At 43.4% G+C, this 17,066-nt stretch carries 10 protein-coding genes, 1 rRNA gene and 1 pseudogene; 3 read left to right on the top strand and 9 right to left on the bottom strand.

All coding sequences use genetic code 11. The annotated features are described in order from the left end of the window. Window positions 1-278 precede the first annotated feature (278 nt). The 6 genes from ACJMM4_RS05510 to ACJMM4_RS05485 all read right to left on the bottom strand — a co-directional run bounded on the left by ACJMM4_RS05510 (window position 279) and on the right by ACJMM4_RS05485 (window position 7,589). On the bottom strand, window positions 279-914 hold the full coding sequence (locus ACJMM4_RS05510) for a hypothetical protein (protein ID WP_405379977.1): 636 nt from the start codon (window positions 912-914) through the stop codon (window positions 279-281). A 180-nt stretch (window positions 915-1,094) separates the two neighbouring features. Next, complete coding sequence (locus ACJMM4_RS05505) at window positions 1,095-3,317, bottom strand: Tex family protein (protein WP_405380100.1); 2,223 nt, start codon at window positions 3,315-3,317, stop codon at window positions 1,095-1,097. A gap of 144 nt (window positions 3,318-3,461) precedes the next feature. Continuing rightward, entirely contained in the window at window positions 3,462-3,917 is a 456-nt protein-coding gene (locus ACJMM4_RS05500; RefSeq protein WP_405379975.1) for a YaiI/YqxD family protein, read from the bottom strand. Window positions 3,918-4,421: 504 nt separating this feature from the next. Next, window positions 4,422-5,609: a hypothetical protein gene (locus tag ACJMM4_RS05495; RefSeq protein WP_405383485.1), complete on the bottom strand. Its 1,188-nt coding sequence runs from the start codon at window positions 5,607-5,609 to the stop codon at window positions 4,422-4,424. Window positions 5,610-5,691: 82 nt separating this feature from the next. Then, window positions 5,692-6,111 carry a hypothetical protein gene (locus ACJMM4_RS05490; RefSeq protein WP_405383483.1) on the bottom strand — a complete coding sequence of 140 codons (420 nt, stop codon included), beginning with the start codon at window positions 6,109-6,111 and terminating at the stop codon, window positions 5,692-5,694. Further along, window positions 6,108-7,589 carry a DNA methylase gene (locus ACJMM4_RS05485; protein WP_405383481.1) on the bottom strand — a complete coding sequence of 494 codons (1,482 nt, stop codon included), beginning with the start codon at window positions 7,587-7,589 and terminating at the stop codon, window positions 6,108-6,110. Before ACJMM4_RS05485 ends, ACJMM4_RS05490 begins: the two co-directional genes overlap by 4 nt. Before the next feature lie 305 nt (window positions 7,590-7,894). Between ACJMM4_RS05485 and lexA the strand changes: the two genes are divergently transcribed. The 3 genes and pseudogenes from lexA (at window position 7,895) to ACJMM4_RS05470 (ending at window position 9,684) form a co-directional block, all read left to right on the top strand. Further along, entirely contained in the window at window positions 7,895-8,560 is a 666-nt protein-coding gene (gene lexA / locus ACJMM4_RS05480; RefSeq protein WP_405379113.1) for a transcriptional repressor LexA, read from the top strand. A 170-nt stretch (window positions 8,561-8,730) separates the two neighbouring features. Further along, window positions 8,731-9,108: pseudogene (locus ACJMM4_RS05475) on the top strand (SseB family protein); the annotation flags it as partial. 6 nt (window positions 9,109-9,114) lie between these two features. Further along, window positions 9,115-9,684, top strand: a complete 570-nt coding sequence (locus tag ACJMM4_RS05470; RefSeq protein WP_405383487.1) for an O-acetyl-ADP-ribose deacetylase — start codon at window positions 9,115-9,117, stop codon at window positions 9,682-9,684. 65 nt (window positions 9,685-9,749) lie between these two features. Here ACJMM4_RS05470 and ACJMM4_RS05465 read toward each other — a convergent pair whose 3' ends face one another. The 3 genes from ACJMM4_RS05465 to rrf form a co-directional block, all read right to left on the bottom strand. After that, the gene (locus ACJMM4_RS05465) at window positions 9,750-12,671 is read right to left on the bottom strand and encodes an insulinase family protein (protein ID WP_405383479.1); all 2,922 of its coding nucleotides are present in this window, start codon (window positions 12,669-12,671) and stop codon (window positions 9,750-9,752) included. Window positions 12,672-12,795: 124 nt separating this feature from the next. Next, window positions 12,796-16,572: a phosphoribosylformylglycinamidine synthase gene (locus ACJMM4_RS05460; protein WP_405383477.1), complete on the bottom strand. Its 3,777-nt coding sequence runs from the start codon at window positions 16,570-16,572 to the stop codon at window positions 12,796-12,798. Window positions 16,573-16,898: 326 nt separating this feature from the next. Next, window positions 16,899-17,015: ribosomal RNA gene (gene rrf, locus ACJMM4_RS05455) — 5S ribosomal RNA — on the bottom strand. Window positions 17,016-17,066 lie beyond the last annotated feature (51 nt).

Raw genomic sequence — 17,066 nt, 5'->3', positions numbered from 1 at the left:
CATGGCATAAATCCCCTTTGCTTTGATTTTGTTAGCGCTTTAATTATACCAAAGGGATACGGTTTATGCCTTTTTTATTGGCTGAAATATTGAGTTTTCAAGGTTCTAACCTATTTTTAGGTGTGGGAAGTTTTAGTAAATGATTTGAGCATGAACACCATCTACTTTCAAGATTATAAAAGTGCAAAAACAGAACTTGACGCACTACTATAAAGACGAAACCGGACGTTGGAACTGATCGACATCAGTTCTAGCGTCCGGTTTTACTATACTCCTTATTACTTTTTCAGAATTCTTTGGAAAAAGTCACGTACAGAACGATCTGCCATACTGCTAGCATCGTTTTCATAGCTGCGACTACGTGTTGCATTCATGGAAGCAACTAAGGTACCGGTTTCCAAATCATAGAAATTATAGGAAGCATTCAACACAGCAACATTGTATGTTTGCGGTTTCACCCATGCTTGGTAAGGAATGTTCTCTACTCTACTGCGCAGATTTCCGTCTTCATCATAATAATAACGGGTTTCGTTTCTGTAACGAGTTTCGTAATATCCGGGATTAGTAGCATTATAATAACCGAAATTATTAATAACCACTCTCATTTCCAACTTGGTAGGCGCGTGATTGGGCTGTCCTTTACCTTTAGGCTGCATCTGGTTGCGTGCGTCCTCAACAATTAAATTTTTTCGTGCTGCAGCTTCTAAGATTGCTCCCATAATTTTTTCATCTGCTGCTTCGTCGCAAAAGAAACTTTTGGTTGCACGACTTTCCTGATTATCAATTTCAGTAACAATTATTTCACGTACATTGTTGAATTTGTAATCAGGATGTTTATATGGTTTAGCCGCCATAGCAACAGCGCTTACACATACCATACAAATTGTGAGGATTAACAAAACTAATTTTCTCATATTATACCTTCCTTCTAAAAGAATATTTCCGTTAGCAAGCATATTTATTCTACTTGCCAATTTATGTTTTCTGATTATAACAGGAATAGTAAAATGTAGCAATATGATATTTAGCTTTGTTAAAAACAATTCACAACTTCACAAATTCGTAATATAATAAGTGGTCAAATTCTCACGGAATTACTTCTGTTGGGCTTTCTTCAAGCTAAGTCCGATCCTGCCGCGTTTTTCATCAATACTAATAATTTCTGCTTCCACGATGTCCCCTACTTTGACTACATCTAGAGGATGCTTGAAATATTTATTGCTCAATTGGCTCTTGTGGATTAATCCGCTTTGTTTTAAACCAATGTCTACAAAAGCCCCAAAATCTACAACATTCTGCACTCTGCCGCGGACAATACTGCCAATGGCAAGGTCGGAAAGCTTGGCTACAGATTTACGAGTCAAAGGTGCAGGAGCATCTTCACGCACATCCCGCCCCGGTTTGGCCAAGGCAGAAAGAATATCGGTTACAGTAGGTACACCAGCGTTAAGTTTGTGAGCAAGCTTTTCAGGATTAGCCTTGCTTGCGGCAAGCATTAACGCAGAACTAGCGCAATCTTCTAGCTTAAAGCCAAGTTCAGCGATAATTTCTTCAGCTAAGCTATAACTTTCCGGATGAACGGGTGTATTATCCAAGGGATTCTTGGCACCTTTGATACGCAAGAATCCTGCACATTGCGTAAAGGCAGCAGGACCTAAACGCGGTACTTTGAGTAACTCTTTGCGACTGGTGAATTCGCCATGTTCATCTCTATAGGCAATAATATTCTTTGCTACGGAAACACTTACACCTGCTACATAACCCAGTAGCGCAGGACTCGCCGTATTCAGCTCTACACCGACATGGTTCACACAGCTTTCTACAACCGCACCCAAAGTGTTCCCCAATTCTTTTTGGTTAACATCGTGTTGGTACTGCCCTACACCAATGGCTTTAGGCTCGATCTTTACCAGTTCTGCCAATGGGTCTTGCACACGGCGGGCGATGCTTACGGCACCACGCAACGATACATCTAAATCCGGCAGTTCCTCCCTAGCCAATTTACTAGCAGAATAAACGGAAGCTCCTGCCTCGCTCACAATAATATAAGCACAGTCTAAATTATTATCGGCAATCAATTTAGAAGCAAACTGCTCTGTTTCGTAACTTGCAGTACCATTGCCGATGGCAATAAGTGTAACATGATATTTCATGATTAAATCAAGTGCAGCCTGCGCTGCCTCTTTTTGCTGGCGTTCGCTACCTGTTACGTATAAGGCAGTAGTTGCCAAAGTCTTACCATGCTTATCAATAACTGCCGTTTTACAACCTGTACGATAGCCCGGATCCAAACCAAGAATAGTGTGTCCGCCAATGGGTTGCGTCAAAAGTAACGCACGTAAGTTAGCTGCAAAGACGGAGATAGCCTGCTTTTCAGCAGTTTCTGTCATTTCATTACGGATTTCGCGTTCAAGACTGGGGAAAAGCAAGCGTTTAAAGCTATCTTCCATAGCTTCACGATAATACTTATACAAAGGTGCACGATTATCGAGGTTCAATTTACGGGCAAGTTTGTCTAGAACTATTTCTTCGTTAATGGTAATGCCAACCTTCAATGCTTTTTTGCTTTCGCCACGGTTGAGAGCCAAAACTCTATGGGGAGGCATTTGCTTGATGGGTTCCGTATATTCTTTATAGTTTAAAAATTCCGGTGCTTCCTGTTCCTCTACGATTAATTGACTTGCAAGCACACCTTCACGCCAAATTTCTTTGCGCAAGAAATCACGCACATCGGCACGGTCGGACAAATTCTCCGCAACGATATCCATGGCACCTTGCCAAACTTCATCTTCAGATTTAACATTTTCCCCATCGATATGCAGAGCAACTATTTTTTCTAAGGGTAGTAAGAATTTATGAGCCTGATTTTCAATTAAAGCTGCAATATCTTCTAAGCCTTTTTCACGAGCTATTTTACCGCGAGTACGGCGTTTGGGGCGATATGGCAAATACAAATCTTCCAAAATTTGCAATTTAGTAGCATTATTAAGTTCTTTTTCCAGTTCAGGCGTAAGTTTATCTTGCTCTTTAATGGTGGTAATGATTTCCTGGCGCCTATCCTCAAGATTACGCAGATATGCCAAACGTTCTTCGATAGTACGAATCTGTTCCTCATCCAAACTACCGGTAGCCTCTTTGCGATAGCGCGCGATAAACGGCACGGTATTGCCATCATCCAACAAACCTACTACAGCAGCAACTTGATGAACTTTTACCTTGATTTCACCGGCAATTGTTGCGTTGATTTTATTTTGCACTGCTTCGTTAGCAGTGTTGTCAACAGTATTTTCGTTATTTTTTATTACATCGTTAGCCATAAATATCTTCTCTTTCATACATATTTATTTTGTAAAGTTGAAGTTTTCTCTCCCAAAAGTCTTTGAAGAAAGATTGCTTATATTATAATATTTTAGCATTGTACTGTAAAGCATCGCCTATTGCCATAGTTTTCCCAAAAGATATCAGGAGTTCATCGCTTTAGCTACAAGACGTCTAAAGCTTTCCTCAAAGCGGATATCATCATCCTTCGTCCTTTTAGCAGGTCCTTTGAGATGATGCTTGCCTGTAGCACGACGTGCTTTCTTAGCCATCGCCCGCTCTGCAAGTAAGCGATCGATATTTTCATTAGTGTACCAGCGTCCGCTTTGGTGGATAGCATAGGCTCCCTTGGCTAAAGCCATAGCTGCTACGCCGTAATCCTGCGTACAAACAACATCACCTTCGCCTTTGCGAATTGCATTTACTACCGCCATGTCCACTGCATCCGCACCTGCGCCAATAACATGGGTTTCAGAATAATTACTAGTGAGGAAATGGTTAGTATCAAAATAAAGGTGGCATTCTGCACCATATTCCTTGGCTACTTTTTCTATAATGCCTACTACCGGACAGGCATCTGCATCTACCAATATTCTCATAATTTGTTTCCTTTTGTCATGATTTAGACATATTGTCTAGTTATAATTTAAGTAAAAGAAGATACATGAAGGGAGGATGGACTAATGCTCAATGAAAGTACTTTAAAAAAGATTGTCGCCATAGCTTTGGCTACTGTTTTCATAAGCTTTGCCTTCGCAGATACTGCCCTAGCTAAACCCAAACACCATGGCGGACCACCACCACGTCACGAAATGCGTGGCAAACCACCCGGACATCATCGTCCAATGCCCCCTCCGCGACACCACTTCAGACGTTTCCCAGAAATTCACCATATCCATTGCCGCCACGCTGAACGCAAGATGAATCCTTTTAGGTTGCATAATCTCAGGCTACGTCACCACCATTGTGTTTGGTGTTGTCCATGGTAACAGCAACATTCTCTAAACCAACGAAAATACCTGTGCTATTCCAAGGTAGTACAGGTATTTTCTATCTCCATTATAAATATTGTACCATAATATCTGCAAACTTTTAAGGTTTCCTTAGCATTCCTGCAACTTTGTCTCCCCTTCTCTGCTAATGGAATAAAGCAGCCTGTCAATATTGGTCAATTTCGGCTTATATGTATAGGGAGATTTCTCATGCTGGTCTATATAGTAGAGTGCTGCTTCTAAGCTACGCTTTTTGATCCCTTGATCATGATAATTATGGGTAAAGCAGTGTCTAGCTTTATCCAACTGCCTCAGTCCATTACCATAATGATAGTTCTCATGCATAATCTTCGTTACAAGCTTCAAATTATGATATAAAAGCCATTTAGCTTTATGGGTTTTAATATAGATTACGCCCTCAGAAATTTTATATTCAAAACCATATTGCTTGCATAATCGTGCAATAGTATAGTCATTAATAGGATGCAGCTGACTTTTTGCCTTAATATTAACCTCCTTACTACCTTGCGAAGAGCATTGATGCAATACGTCCTGACTTATACGCGGCATCCCGGCAAATACGCTTGCAAGCCACTGCTTGTCTTTTACGCAATGCTTACATACAGTATGCTTCTTTAAAAGTTCTCCTAATTTAGCCTGTCGAAGGTTGTCAGGTTTAATCCTTTGTAAATGTCTACAACCGGGCGCGTGCAAAACGTGGGTACCTACCGAAGTAAAAAACAAAGCCTCTGGGAGTTTACCTTGTATACTGCTGCACTTTCCCCTTATGGCCTCAAAGAGCCTTACGAGGCAATGAACATCATATCTAGAATTATGGAATTTTTCTACCGAAGGCTTGAAACCATAGGCTCTAAAATACGTTTCAAAACTATATCTCCGCTGCTTCATCCCACCAAAAAGCTGCAATAAATCTCTCAAAAAGAGGGTTGTATGGGCAGGAAGTGTCAATCCGCATTTCTCTATAGCTGTGCATAGAAGCGTATACGCATCGTTACCCCATAATACCAAGATGTCTCCACGCCTGCAAACACTAACCAATTTAGCCATAGCATCACCCAAGTCAACGCCATTGAGCAATTCTTCTCGCTTAGCATGTATAAACTCACAAAATTTATCACTAATAGTGCACTCCGGTTTCACATAGCAAAAATCTGTAGCTTTAGTTTTCATCTTTATTGACGTAACAGTGTAAGCCATAGATGCAATACTTGCAGCCTCGGCGTCAAATCTACTACCCTTTTGAATCCATTCTACATCGAGAAAAATATATCTTGCCATAACGATCCCTCCTTCGTATAGTCTAATTCTACACAACCTAGTGTCCTAAAATTATCCTATAAAAAAGTTGCACGTTACGATGCTAATCCATTACCTCAAGTGCACGTAAATTATCAAAAGCAATAGTTATTCCCTGCTCCAAAATCAGCACACGCCTATATGCATCAAGTTTAGCCAAGCGCGCCTGACATTCCCTATAAAAACCACCCGCCTTCCTCCCATCTTCTTCAAAATAGCAAATTATAATTCGTGGATGAGTAGAAGCGATGCTCGCAAGATAATCCAACTTACGTTTAAGTTTCTCCTGTGCATCATCTGCAAGTTCCAATGGTTCTTCCAGATATCGTTGTGCTTCGCTAGTAGCAACATTGTGACCTGTTAAGGCAGCGAAGGGAGCAAATTGTGCTGCTCTTTGGTGCATGGACAAACGGGGATGCACTTTAGATTTAGGATAGGGCAAATCAACTATACAACGATACTTTTCCATGGATATCTCTTTCATGCCCGATGCCCTCCTATCTCCATATTCCGTTCCCTACCTGTCGCTCCTTCTTCAAGACTTAACGCTTTAAAAAGCGAATTTTTACCAAAACGTTGCTTCACATCCAATATCGTCTGCTGTAGTTTATCCTGCTTTTCCTGCTTTCCTGCGCCTTCCTCCGGAGTTGCAAATAAACTCAGTTGTTCCTCGTTCGCAACCGCACCTTTGGGTACGGCATCAATGGCGCTAAGGCTAAGCTTGCGTACTAACAAGCCCTGTTTAACAATCCTATCAAAAAGTTTTCCTGCATATTCCATATAGTCGTCGGCTATAGTAGACGCACAGGGTAAACTAATTGTGCCATGGGATTTCTCCGGCACTTTCCGCCCATACCTATCTATACGCACTTTGTCAATCTTAACCATGGGCTTATCTATATTCTCTCTGTCATAGCCAATGGTTAAAACCAGTTTACTTGCTACCAGTTCACGTGCAGACAGCTCCAAAGCCAAAGCATCTGCCATTTCTTTAAGCACCAGTCTTGCTTTAGCAGTTTTGTAGGGACAATGCAGTACTTGCCCAGAGCAAACACTATTAGCATCAGGGTGATAAGCTTTAATCTCGCCAATAGTACAGGGTTCATAGCCCCAAGCGTGATCTATAAGCAGTTCTGCATTGATTCCGAAAAGTTCGTAAAGAAGCTCTTCATTATAGTAATTTTTCTTTGTCCCTATGGAGCACAGCGCTATATCGCCCATAGTATGAATACCGACTTGTGCCAAACGTTGAGCATAACCACGACCCACACGCCAAAAATCTGTAATGGGCTGATGATTCCACAGCAATCTGCGATACAGCTGCTCGTCTAGTGCAGCAATGCGAACACCGTTTTCATCGGCATCCTTATGCTTAGCAACAATGTCCATGGCTACCTTCGCCAAATACATATTAGTGCCAATGCCTCCCGTTGCCGTAATTCCTGTAGTACGCAAAACATCCTGAATAATCTCCATACACAAGGCTCTTGGTGATTTTTTATATAACTGCAGATATTTAGTAACGTCCATAAATACTTCGTCAATGGAGTAAATATGAATATCTTCCGGAGCAATATAACGCAAATACACCTTTAGAACCCGCGTGCTATATTCAATATAATGGGCCATCCTCGGCGTAGCAATGATATAGTCCGTTTCAAGTTGAGGATTTTTTGCCAATTCCGATGCTAAATAAGACTTGCCAATGAAGTCTTTTCCCCATTGTTTTGCCTTGCGTGCTGCATTAACACTCTGCATCTTTTGCACTACTTCAAAAAGACGTGGTCGCCCCGGTATCCCCATAGCTTTAAGGGAAGGTGAAACTGCTAGGCAGATAGTTTTCTCCGTTCTGGATATATCCGCCACTACAAGATTAGCATCCAAAGGATTAAGCCCCCGTTCCACACATTCTACAGAGGCGTAGAATGATTTTAAATCTATGGCAAAATACACTCTTTGCACACCTCTGCACCTCCAATTTAAAGCGAACAATATTTGTGTATTCAGCAATATTATATAAAAATTTTATTACTATTTTCTGCATTTGTCAAACATATTTACGCTATTACTATAAAAATCAGATGATTTTTTCTCGCACACCCAAAATTCGGTGCTGTTTATCTGGCATTTGAAGTATTGTGCAGTAAAGCTAAGTGGCAAAACTTGCTGCAAACAGTGCTGCTTATCGCACTATTGTTTGACGAAAATAGATTTATATGTTATAATTTATCTAGCTTACATATAAACACTTGATTGGAGGGTTTAAAATGGGCAGAAGAAAAGCACTTCCCCCTGATTTTAACGGAATCTATACTGAAGACATGCTTTCTGAGCGTCAACGTAATATTTTGAAGTTTGTTCGCGATTTTATCAATCATAAGGGCTATCCCCCTGCAGTTCGTGAAATTGGTGCTGCTGTTGGCCTGTCTTCCAGCGCCAGCGTCCACAACCATCTGAAACGTCTGCAAGAATATGGTTTCATTCAACGTGACGCAGCCAAACCTCGTGCATTGGAATTGATGTCCGAAAGTGATGCATGGAGAAACAAGCTTCTTGTTCCCGTACCGCTGGTTGGCAAGGTTACTGCCGGTGTACCTATTTTAGCTGTAGAAAACATCGAAGAAACCTATCCTATTCCTCGTGATCTGATTGGCTGCGACGAAGACGTATTTATGCTTTCCGTTTGTGGCGATAGCATGATTAACGCGGGCATCCTCGACCACGACTACATTATCGCACGTAAGCAAAATTTTGCTAATAACGGTGATATTGTTGTAGCTTTGATTGATGGCGAAGAAACCACCGTTAAACGTTACTTCCGCGAACTGCGCAGTGTGCGTCTGCAACCGGAAAATGACAAGTATCAACCCATTGTAGGCTCCGACAACATTCAGGTACTGGGTAAAGTTATCTCCGTATTTAGAATGCTGTAATTCACAGAAAATGTTTTTGATGTGTATTTAACATTACTAAGACAGCAAAGTGACATCATGATGGCATAAGAATATTTTATAGGAAAACAGCTCTTTTCAGGGCTGTTTTCTTGCTATCCGAGAAAAAATAGGCTAAAATAATACTAGCCGTATCCATAAATTTGAAGGAGATGCTGTTAATGAGCTTACATCCAAGTACTGATATTCTTGCAGACGCTATTGCTAAGTATGCCGAAGTGCAAAATACTACTACTCTATCACGTTTACTACGCGCCGTCTATAATCTGCTTTTAGAAGGTGCTGATATTATCATCCCCGTAGCTGCCCAAGCTGCTGAAGCAGGGCAAATCGCCTTAGTTACCCACACTACTGATAATGACAATTTAGTCTACGTTGCTGCCTATACTGAAAAGGCTAAGCTACCTGACGCTAAAGAGTTCGCTACTATTGAACGTCCTCTAGCCAACTATTTTGAGGCTATTTTGCAAATGGAGGGAATTGCAGGCATTATCTTTAACCCTACGTCCCCTACTCCCTTTACCATGCAGAAAAAAATGCTCAGCGAGTTACTGGCACAACTACAGCAAGGCAAGGCGAAAAACAGCATCGGTGTATGGCGTGGCGATATTACCACTCTCGATTGCGACGTTATTGTCAACGCTGCTAACAGCAGTTTGCTAGGCGGTGGCGGTGTAGATGGTGCTATTCACGCTGCAGCAGGTCCTGAACTGCTACGCGAGTGCAGCAACCTTAACGGCTGCCAAACCGGTGAAGCAAAGATTACCTTTGGTTATGACCTCAAGGCACCCTACGTTATTCACACTGTTGGTCCTATCTATAACGGCAAAACCAGTCAACGCTTAGAGTTGGCTGACTGCTATCGTAACAGCTTGGATTTAGCGAAAAAGCATCATTTGCACAGTATTGCTTTCTCCGCCATCTCCACCGGTGTTTATGGCTATCCTGTAGAAGAAGCAGCCCGCATTGCCCTTTTGACCGTTACCCAATGGCTCAACGCCAATCCCACTTATGGCATGAATATTATTTTGACCTGCTTTAACAGTGCCGTACAAAACGCTTATGAAAGCGTTATTGAAGCTGCTAAAAAAGGTGAATTGGAATAAAACATAAAAATAACAGCGTGTACTTTTCACTTTTCAGTGAGGTACACGCTGTTTTCTTTTACCTGTTAAGCATTAATAATTGCCGTGAATTTATCCTTATTGGCTTCAATAGCCTGCTTGCCGCCAACTACACAAATCAGACCGTCACTGAGCATATCTTCAACAACTTGGCCTAAAGCTTGCAAATCAGCATTCGTCACATCCAACACTTGGTCACGAGTACGCTGACGCAGCTCTTCCGGTACTTGCTTGATATACTGGATAGCAGCCTGATCCATACGCATAGTATTGGTCAAAGGTGTATCCATACCGCTAATGGTCCCGATAACGTACTTATCAAGTTCACGAGCAGGGATTTCTACTGTTTTCAGCCATGCAGGCAGTTCTTTATATGCTTCCAAAGATTTTGCCAGCTGCGGATCACGATAGGAAGCAAAGACGCCTAAGCCGTTTAGCTCAAAGCGTGCTGTTGCGCCGTAAGCACCGCCTTGAATACGGATTTTAGTCCACAGGTATTCGTAGCGGAGAATAGTTTCCAACACACGCATTGCACCGGTGTATTTATGGCCATGCTTAGCAAAATTACCGCCTGCAGCTACGTATTGTACCTTACCGGGAGTAGTAATGCCTTCGTTATGACCGGGTGCAGGCAATGCTACAGGTGCTGCAGCAATAGGTGCCTCATTAAGCTTATCTGCAAATTGCAAGCACTCGCCTCTTACCTGCTCCCTATCCTCACGATCACAGGAATACAGCAGCGTATAACAGCTCTTTTGGAAGAAAAGCTTCAGCATGGACTGCAGCTCTGCTAAGACAGCCTCGCTACGCTCGGCAACATTTTCGCTTAAATCCTTCAAGAAACGGTAGTAACTGAATTGGTCCTGCTCGTTAGCACGGGCGCCCGCACCACAATATGCGTACAAGCGGGAAATAGCAATATTCTGACCGCGATTGAAGAATTCATCATCCCAATCAGTTTTAATTTCTGCTAAAAGCTCTTGGAAACGTTGCTTATCACTGAGCAAACTTTCTAAACCAATTGCTTCTAACAAATCAAAAGTCTTAGGCAAATTTTCCAGCAAAGTCTTCGCCTTTACGACAAAATACAGACGATACTCATCAGCATTTTCTGCAGCAGAAATAGCGCGTACATCAAAAGTCACGCCACCGGTGTACATAATGCCGTAAGTGGAGAGTTCTTCATAGGTATAGCGCTTGCTATTGAACTTGCCCAATATGTCAGTCAGTAGGAAGCACAAAGGCATTTGCTCCGCAGTCACACCGCTGATGTCGAAATACCAATTGGTATAAGCAATCTTATTTGTATCGGCAGGTACGTAAACTAGTTTACTATTGCCTAAAATTTCTTCTTCCTTGGCAATGTGCTCTACCTCACGACGGATATCGCTACGTTTGAGGATGGGAATAGAAGCACGTGCTTCTTCGCTATCTGGCTCTGCCTGCAAACGATGGAGTTCCGCACATTCAAAAGCGTACTGCTCCAATTCTTCCTGCGTCATGGATGCTTTGATCTCCGCTAATTTAGCTGCTGCAGCCTCTTGGTCAGCTTCTTCCTTACCTGGTTGGGGCATTAAAGTTACAAGTACCTTATGAGTATTATCTAACAAGTAATTTTCAATAAGGCTTTCATAATAATTGGTCTCTAAGCCCTTACGCATGGTCGCCAAGGCTTCTTTATAGCGCAACCCTTCAATGGGATTACCACCATAAAGCCAATTATCCAGTACACCTAAGCCATAAATCAATCCTTTGGGATAAGGACCGAAGTCGGATTCACGCATTTTGAACTCAGTAGCGTTCAGAGATGCTTCCAACAACTTTTTATCAATACCATTAATGGTCAAATCCTGCAAAGTCTTATAGATAACGCTAAGGAATTTGTCACGCTGGTCTTTCTCGCTGCCTGCAGCACGAATGCTCAGCACAGGTTGCTGCATACTGCCTGTATAGCTGCCGCTAATGTTCTGTCCTACGCCACTGGCAACTAGCGCACGACGCAAGGGAGAAGATTCGCTTTCCAGCAAAACTGCTTCCAACAAACGCAGGGACATACTGGTCAGAGTATCTACAGCTTTGCCGGTAACAATGGACAATTCGTGATAAGTCTTACCACTGCAATCTTCGCCGCTGTCCACGGGATAGTAGGCCTCTACTTCCGCAGTTTTTGCCAAAGGAGCCTGCAAGGGAATTTCAGAATCCACAGTACCGGTTTTAACAAAATGGCTTAAATATTCTCCATCAAGATAAGCCAAAGTCGCATCGATATCCATATCACCATAGAGGTAGATAAAGGAATTTTCCGGACTGTAATAAGTTTTATGGAAGTTAAGGAACTTTTCTTCCGTCAGTTCGGGAATAGCATCAGGATAACCACCGGACTCAAAGCGGTAGCAAGTATCGGGGAACAATGCCTTCATGGCTTCATTTTCCAAGAAAGCGTCAGGAGAGGAATAGACGCCCTTCATTTCGTTATACACTACACCATTATAGGAAAGTTCGCCTTCAGGATTTTCCAAATTGTAGTGCCAACCTTCTTGGCGCAAAGTGTATTTGTTTTCGTAAATCAACGGATAGAACACTGCATCCAGATATACATCCATCAGATTATGGAAGTCCTTTTCGTTACGACTGGCAACCGGATAAACAGTCTTGTCCGGATAGGTCATAGCGTTCAGGAAAGTGTTCAAAGAGCCTTTAACAAGATCAACAAAGGGCTCCTTCAGATGATATTTGCGGGAACCACACAAGCTGGAATGTTCTAGAATATGCGCCACACCGGTATCATCAGCAGGCGGAGTACGGAAAGCGATGGAAAACACCTTGTTATCATCATCGTTGGCAAGATATAACAAACGAGCACCGCTTACAAGATGCTCCATAATATAAACGTGGGAACGCACTTCATCTACGTATGCTTCTTGTAGAACTTTAAAGCCATGGTAAACTGCATTTATTTCTAAATTCATAATGACCTCCTAAAAATTACATCACTTGTAATATTATAGCATAAATCCCACACCAATGTAGGAAAAAGTATGTAACATAAAAAGTCCCTGCCTCACAAAGAGACAGGGACTGATGGAAAAAGACTTATTTGAAGTACATTACGCCGGATTTAAACAGCTTTTGATCCTTTTCGCCGGCAATGTTGCGGAACAGGCCCGGTGCGAAACGTTCGCTGTGACCCATCTTGCCCAATACACGACCATCAGGACTGGTGATGCCTTCAATAGCATACAAGCTGCCGTTGGGGTTGCACGGAGTGTTCATAGTGGGAACGCCCTGAGCATTTACGTATTGGGTTGCTACTTGACCGTTAGCAAAGAGCTCCTTAATAACGCTTTCGGGAGCATAGAAACGACCTTCACCGTGAGAAACAGCAATGGAGTGTTCTTCACCAGGTTCGCAGCAGCTGAGCCAAGGAGATTTGTTAGAAACAACGCGGGTAGTAACGATTTGAGAAATATGACGACCAATGTTGTTAAAGGTCAAGGTGGGAGATTCGCTGGTCAAATCACGAATTTCGCCATAAGGCACCAGACCCAGCTTAATCAAAGCTTGGAAGCCATTGCAGATGCCCAGCATCAAGCCATCACGGTTTTCTAACAAGTCGCTGATGGCTTCTTTAATACGCGGATTGCGGAACATGGTAGCAATGAACTTGCCGCTACCATCGGGTTCGTCGCCGGCACTGAAGCCACCGGGAATCATCACGATTTGAGAATTGTTAATATATTTAACCATAGCTTCCACGGATTCTTCAATAGCAGCTGCAGTCAAGTTGCGGATAATGAAGGTGTTAGCCTCTGCACCTGCTGCTTCAAAAGCACGAGCACTATCGTATTCGCAGTTGTTACCAGGGAATACAGGGATAAACACACGGGGTTTAGCAATAGTAATCGGTGCAGTCAAAGGTAATTCTGCTTTATAGAGAGGCATATTGATGTCGGCAGGTTCTTCCACAGCAGGCAGGCTGTCCGGGAAAATACCTTGCAGGGTGTTGCGGTAGGATGCCAAAGCCTTAGCAGCATCGATATGAGTATCATTAATCATGATACCTGCTGCTGCAGTAGTGTGGCCAAGGAGCATGTAGTCTAGGCCTTCGAAAAGTTCTTCCGGTTCTACGCCTGCGGCCAGTTCCAGAACAAGACCGCCAGGTTGCAAAGTAAAGAGACTATCAGTATCATGGAAAGGTTTGATAAACTCGAAGCCCAGTTCGTTACCCATAGCCATGGTAGTTACCAAAGCAGCAATGCCGCCTTCTTTAACAGCAGCAGCTGCTGCAATCTTACCTGTTTCCATAGCAGTATGTACTGCGGTCAAGTTCTTGCGCAGAGCAACGAAGTCAACTACCTCTGCATTGTCACGAGGGCAGGACAGGAAGATTACTTTGTCGCCTGCAGCCTTGAATTCTGCAGAAACAGCTTTATTACCATCAATTACACCTACGGCAAAGGAGACCAGAGTAGGAGGAACAGTTTTATCCATAAAGGTACCGCTCATGGAGTCCTTACCGCCAATAGCAGGCAGCTCCAAAGCATCCAGTGCAGTGAAAGCGCCAAGAAGTGCGCTAAAGGGTTGTCCCCAACTGGTGGAGTCGTGGAGTTTGGGGAAATATTCTTGCAAGGTCAAACGCAGTTTAGCAGGATCTGCACCCAATGCTACAGCACGAACTACAGATTCGGTTACAGCGTACATAGCACCATGGAAGGGACTCCAGCACGCAACGTCAGGATTATAACCGCAAGCCATCACAGAAGCTGCAGTAGTGTTGCCATGCAGCACAGGGATACGGCCAACCATACCTTCGGAAGGAGTCAATTGGGTTTTGCCGCCGAAAGGCATCATTACAGTGCCGCGACCGATAGTGCTGTCAAAACGTTCGGACAAGCCTTTCTCGCTGCAGACATTGAGGCGGGCCAAGTTTTGCAGCCATGCGGTTTCGATATTTTCAGCTTTAACAACAACTTCAGGCACACGTTCAAAAACGTTCTCTTCAGCTTCTTCAGCAACTGTTACATTGGTGTGCTGTGCTACGCCGTTAGTATCTAAGAAAGCACGGGACAGGTCAACAATCTTGTCACCACGCCAGTACATAACGAGACGAGGATCTGCAGAAACTTCTGCTACAACAGTAGCTTCTAAGTTTTCTTCGTCAGCATATTTGATGAAAGCGTCACGGTTTTCAGCTTCAATAACTACAGCCATACGCTCTTGGGATTCGGAAATTGCCAGCTCAGTACCATCCAAGCCTTCATATTTCTTGGGAACTTTATCCAAATCAATTACCAATCCGTCGGTCAACTCGCCAATAGCAACGGAAACGCCGCCTGCACCAAAGTCATTGCAACGTTTAATCATAGCAGTAACAGCAGGATTACGGAACAAGCGTTGAATTTTGCGTTCGGTAGGAGGATTGCCTTTTTGTACCTCCGCACCACAGCTCATCAAAGAGTCTACAGTATGTTCTTTAGAAGAACCGGTTGCACCGCCGCAGCCATCACGACCGGTTTTACCTCCCAGCAGGACAACAATATCGCCTGCAGCAGGGCGTTCGCGACGTACTGCACTGCGAGGAGCTGCGCCCATTACGCCACCGATTTCCATACGTTTAGCAACGAATTTGTCATGGTAATATTCCTGTACGTGACCGGTAGCAAGGCCAATCTGGTTGCCGTAGGAGCTGTAGCCTGCAGCGGCACCAATGGTAATCTTGCGTTGTGGCAGTTTGCCGGGCAGAGTCTCACTAATAGGAGTACGCGGATCAGCAGAACCGGTTACACGCATTGCTTGGTATACATAAGAACGACCGGACAGTGGATCGCGGATTGCACCGCCCAAGCAGGTGGCAGCGCCGCCGAAGGGCTCGATTTCTGTAGGATGGTTATGAGTTTCATTTTTGAACATAACTAGCCACTCTTCAGTCTTACCATCTACTTCAATGGGTACAACAATGGAACAAGCATTGATTTCTTCAGATTGGTCAAGATCAGGCAGCTTGCCTTCGTTGCGCAGCTTCTTCATACCGATAACAGCAATGTCCATCAAAGTTACAGGACGCTCGGTAGCTTCGCCGTATACTTCATCACGGGCAGCCATATATTTATCGTAAGCTTCTTGTACAGGTTGGGTATATTTACCGGGAATGATTTCTACATCCTCGATTTGAGTCATAAAAGTAGTATGACGGCAATGATCGGACCAATAAGTATCTAATACGCGAATTTCAGTAATAGTAGGTTCACGATGTTCTTCATTGAAGTATTTTTGGCACCAGAGTAAATCTTCCAAACTCATAGCCAAACCCATATCCTTGCGCAGTGCTTCCGCTTCTTCACGGGTCATAGTCAAGAAGCCTGCTACAGATTTAACTTTTTCAGGTTCTTCGCAAGTGCTGATCAGAGTTTCCGGCTTAGCAGCTTCTGCTTCACGTGCTTCGATGGGGTTGATGCAGTAAGCTTTAATTTTAGCTACTTCTTCTTCGCTCAGCGCGCCTTCCAAAACATATACCTTAGCTGCAGCAACCATAGGACGGTCCTTCTGGGTGATCAGCTGAATGCATTGTTCGGCAAAATCTTCACGTTGATCATATTGACCTGGCAGCAGTTCTACTGCAAAAGCCTGCTCACCTGCAGCCAAAGGCAGTTCTTCTTCCAAAACCTTATCAACAGGAGGTTCAGAAAGAACTAAATCCTTCGCCATAGCAAACTCTTCATCGCTCAAACCCATTACATCGTAACGATTAACGATGCGCATGCCTTTTAATGCGCTCATACCCAGATTATTGCGCAAATCTGCCAACAAACCATGGGCTTCTACAGCAAAGGCATCCTTCTTCTCCACATAAACTCTTCTAATATTACTCATATTCACAGCCTCCCATTAAATGTCTCGAGGTTTATAACTAGATATTCGTATATATTGTAACACAAATCTGAAATATATCCAATATCTAGCCGAAGAATATTCGCTAATATCTGAACGTTTTTTGTAAACCGAGATAAATAATTCGCTATTTTTAGGCGGCAGCTATCCTCAGTAGGCTCCATCCAATCGCTGCGCGCTAAGCGCTGGTTCTACACGGCAGTGTCTTGGCTCCCCTAGTATGGGAGCTGTCAGCGGAGCATAGCGACGCTGACTGAGGGGTTTACGCATAAAGAAAAACACCAACGCATTCGCGTTGGTGTTTTTCTAACCGGCAGCTATCTATCCTCCCAGGCCGCTTCCAGCCAAGTACTTTCGACGTATAAGGGCTTAACTACTGTGTTCGGGATGGGAACAGGTGGATCCCCTTAGCCATCACCACCGGATTATTCAATTCTGAGAGCTTGTACCCTCAAAACTTCCACAGAAGAATTTTT

The sequence above is a fragment of the Phascolarctobacterium sp. genome (assembly GCF_045124115.1).
Lineage (GTDB): Bacteria > Bacillota > Negativicutes > Acidaminococcales > Acidaminococcaceae > Phascolarctobacterium_A.
Note: the sequence above shows the minus strand (reverse complement) of the source record. Positions and strands in the feature narration are given on the sequence as shown.